The 235-nt window shown below is 58.7% G+C and carries 1 protein-coding gene; it reads right to left on the reverse strand.

All coding sequences use genetic code 11. The features are described from left to right. Positions 1 to 235, reverse strand: a 235-nt coding sequence (locus R0J88_RS23540) for a hypothetical protein (RefSeq protein WP_410901395.1), incomplete at both ends; no start/stop codon positions are given.

Genomic DNA, 235 nt, shown 5'->3' on the forward strand with positions numbered 1-235 from the left:
GACCGACAATCGTATTGCCGCCATAGGTCTTGGCAGGGTGCGTTTCCACCTGTGCGCCAAGCGCTTCGAGATGCTGAGTCAGCATTGCCTCAACGTCATTCAAGCCTTCACGGTAGCCCGTTCCCGAATCCACGTTGACTAGTGTTTCCAGCGTCTCCAGCAGAGGCGCTCGCTGTTGCTCGACGGCATCCTGCACATCCTGATAGTCCGCCGCTTGCGCACCGGCACTGCACAT

It is taken from the genome of Pseudoalteromonas sp. SIMBA_162 (assembly GCF_046535955.1).
GTDB lineage: Bacteria > Pseudomonadota > Gammaproteobacteria > Enterobacterales > Alteromonadaceae > Pseudoalteromonas > Pseudoalteromonas marina.